This window comes from Halobacterium sp. CBA1126, assembly GCF_009741975.1.
Lineage (GTDB): Archaea > Halobacteriota > Halobacteria > Halobacteriales > Halobacteriaceae > Halobacterium.
In genome coordinates this window covers 1-2,660 of record NZ_WPCF01000176.1, presented here as the reverse complement: position 1 = coordinate 2,660, position 2,660 = coordinate 1, and the positions used below count along the sequence as shown (strand labels likewise).

Here is a 2,660-nt window from a genome sequence, read left to right as displayed (position 1 = left end):
CGGCGTCGGGAAGACGACGATGGCGGCGGCGACCGGCCTCGCGAGCGCGAACGAGGGAACGTCGACGCTCGTCGTGTCGACGGACCCCGCGCACTCGCTGTCGGACACCCTGGAGTTCGACGTGCCGAGCCGGCCCGCGAGAGTCCGGGAGGACAGCCCGCTGTGGGCTGTCGAGATCGACCCCGACGACGCGCTCTCGCAGGCCGGGATGTTCGGGCAGGACGGCGGGTTCGCGGGCGGCCTCGAGGAACTGCTCGGCGGCGCGGGCGGCGGCGACGGCGCGATGATGCCCGGCGCCGACGAGGCCGCAGCCGTCCAGTTGCTGCTCGAGTACATGGACGACGACCGCTTCGACCGCGTGGTCGTCGACACCGCGCCCACGGGGCACACGCTCCGGCTGCTGGAGCTCCCCGAGGTGCTGGACTCGATGGTCGGCCGCATGATGCAGCTCCGCGACCGCTTCGGCGGGATGATGGACGGGCTCTCGGGGATGTTCGGGCAGGGCGACGGCGACGAGGAGCAGGCGGGCTTCGGCGACCTCGACGCCGTCGAGGAGCGCGTCGAGCGCCTCCGGGACGTGCTCACGGACCCGACGCGGACGGACTTCCGCGTCGTGCTCGTGCCCGAGGAGATGAGCGTGCTGGAAGCCCAGCGGCTCACCGACCGCCTCGACGAGTTCGGCGTGCCCGTGGGGACGGTCGTCGTCAACCGCGTGATGGAGCCGCTGGCGGACGCCGCCGACGTCCCCGGGGACGCGTTCGTCGCGCCGAACCACGAGGACTGCGAGTTCTGCGCGCGCCGCTGGGACGTCCAGCAGGCCGCGCTCGCGGACGCCCAGGAGCTGTTCCGCGAGTACGACGTCGCCCGCGTTCCGCTGCTCGCGGACGAGGTGCGGGGCGAGCGCCCGCTGCGCGTCGTCGCCGCCTGCCTGAACTGACGAACGCGAACGACTCGGTCGTCTGAGCCGACCCGAGCCCCGGGCGTCGTCGGCGCCGCGAGGACGGACGACCGGTCGAAGCGCCGGCGGTGACGGACGGCCACAGCGCCAGCCGCGGCCACCGGGCGAAACTCCGGGACGACCAGCGGTTTTCCGGACGCCGTCGGGGAGGTACTTTTATAGGAACAACTCGTGTGCGAATCGGTTGCATGTTGACTGGAATTCCGCTGGTGCTGTTGCTCGCGGGGGCAGTCGCGTTCATCATCGTCGCCACCGCGAAACTGAACCTGCACGCGTTCCTCGCGTTGCTCATCGCAGCGTACGGTACAGCGCTCGTCGCGGGAGTCGACCCGGCCGAAGCCGCCTCGCTCGTCACGGACGGGTTCGGCGGCGTCCTCGGGTACATCGGCATCGTGATTCTCGCGGGGACCATCATCGGCACCGCGCTCGAGCGCTCGGGGGCGGCGATCGTCATCGCGGAGTCGATCCTCGGGCTCGTCGGCGAGGAGTACACCACCGAAGTGATGGCGGTCACGGGGAGCATCGTCAGCATCCCCGTGTTCTGTGACTCCGGGTTCGTCATCCTCTCCGGACTCAACCGCTCGCTCGCCGAGCGGTCCTCGCTGTCGCTGTCCACGCTCGGCGTCGCGCTCGCCGGCGGCCTCTACGTCACGCACGTGTTCGTCCCGCCGACGCCCGGCCCCATCGCCGCGGCGGCGATTCTCGGGGCGGACGTCGGGCTCGTGATGCTCGTGGGCCTCGTCGTGAGCGCGCCCATCGTGTTCGTCGCGTCGGCGTGGGCGAACCGGGTGGCGTCCCGGTTCCACATCGACCCGGCGCCCGAGATGAGCATCGAGGACATCAAGGAGGAGTACGGCTCGCTGCCGTCCCCCGCGGCGTCGTTCGCGCCGCTGGTCGTCCCGATTGCGCTCATCGCCGTCGGGAGCGTCGCGGCGTACCCGGAAGCCGAGAACCCGGAACTCGTCACCGGCGCGCTCCAGCGCTGGCTGCTGTTCCTCGGTGACCCCGCCGTCGCGCTCCTCGTCGGCGTGTTCGTCTCGTTCGCGGCCGTCCCAGAGTTCACGGACGACATCACCGACGAGTGGGTCAGCGACGGCATCAAGAAGGCCGCAGTGATCCTCGCCGTGACCGGCGCGGGTGGCGCGTTCGGCGAAGTCCTCGGCGCGCTCCCGCTCGAGCAGTTCGTCACGGACACGTTCGGCGGGCTCGGCATCGGGCTGTTCGCGGCGTTCGTCGTCGCGGCCGCGATGAAGACCGCGCTCGGCTCCTCGACGGTCGCCATCCTGACGACCGCCGGCCTCGTCGCGCCGCTGCTGGACCCGCTCGGCCTCGCGAGCACGTGGGGCCGCGTCTTCGCGGTCCTGGCCATCGGGGCCGGGAGCATGACGGTGAGCCACGCCAACGACTCCTACTTCTGGATCATCACGGAGTTCACGGACATGGAGGCGGCGACCGCCTACCAGGCGTGGACGCTCGGGACGCTCGTGCTCGGCGTCGCCAGCATCGTCTGGATCGTCGTCGTGCAGAACGTCGTCGGCCTGGTGCTGTAGCGGCCGCCCGGCCACCGACGTTCGGCGCGTGAACCACTCTGCAGCCGTTCTCTGCGTGGCCGACCGGACAGTCAGTCCTCGCTCTCGACGACGAGCACGCGGAGGTCGTTGACGTTCGTCCCGGTCGCGCCCGTCCGAATCAGCGCGTCCCG

At 71.1% G+C, this 2,660-nt stretch carries 2 protein-coding genes; both read left to right on the top strand.

The annotated features are described in order from the left end of the window. A partial coding sequence (locus GJ634_RS14840; RefSeq protein ID WP_157503611.1) for a TRC40/GET3/ArsA family transport-energizing ATPase occupies positions 1-937 on the top strand: 937 nt, incomplete at its 5' end. Positions 938-1,146: 209 nt separating this feature from the next. Then, positions 1,147-2,508: a GntP family permease gene (locus GJ634_RS14835; protein WP_157503610.1), complete on the top strand. Its 1,362-nt coding sequence runs from the start codon at positions 1,147-1,149 to the stop codon at positions 2,506-2,508. The last annotated feature ends 152 nt before the right edge of the window (positions 2,509-2,660 follow it).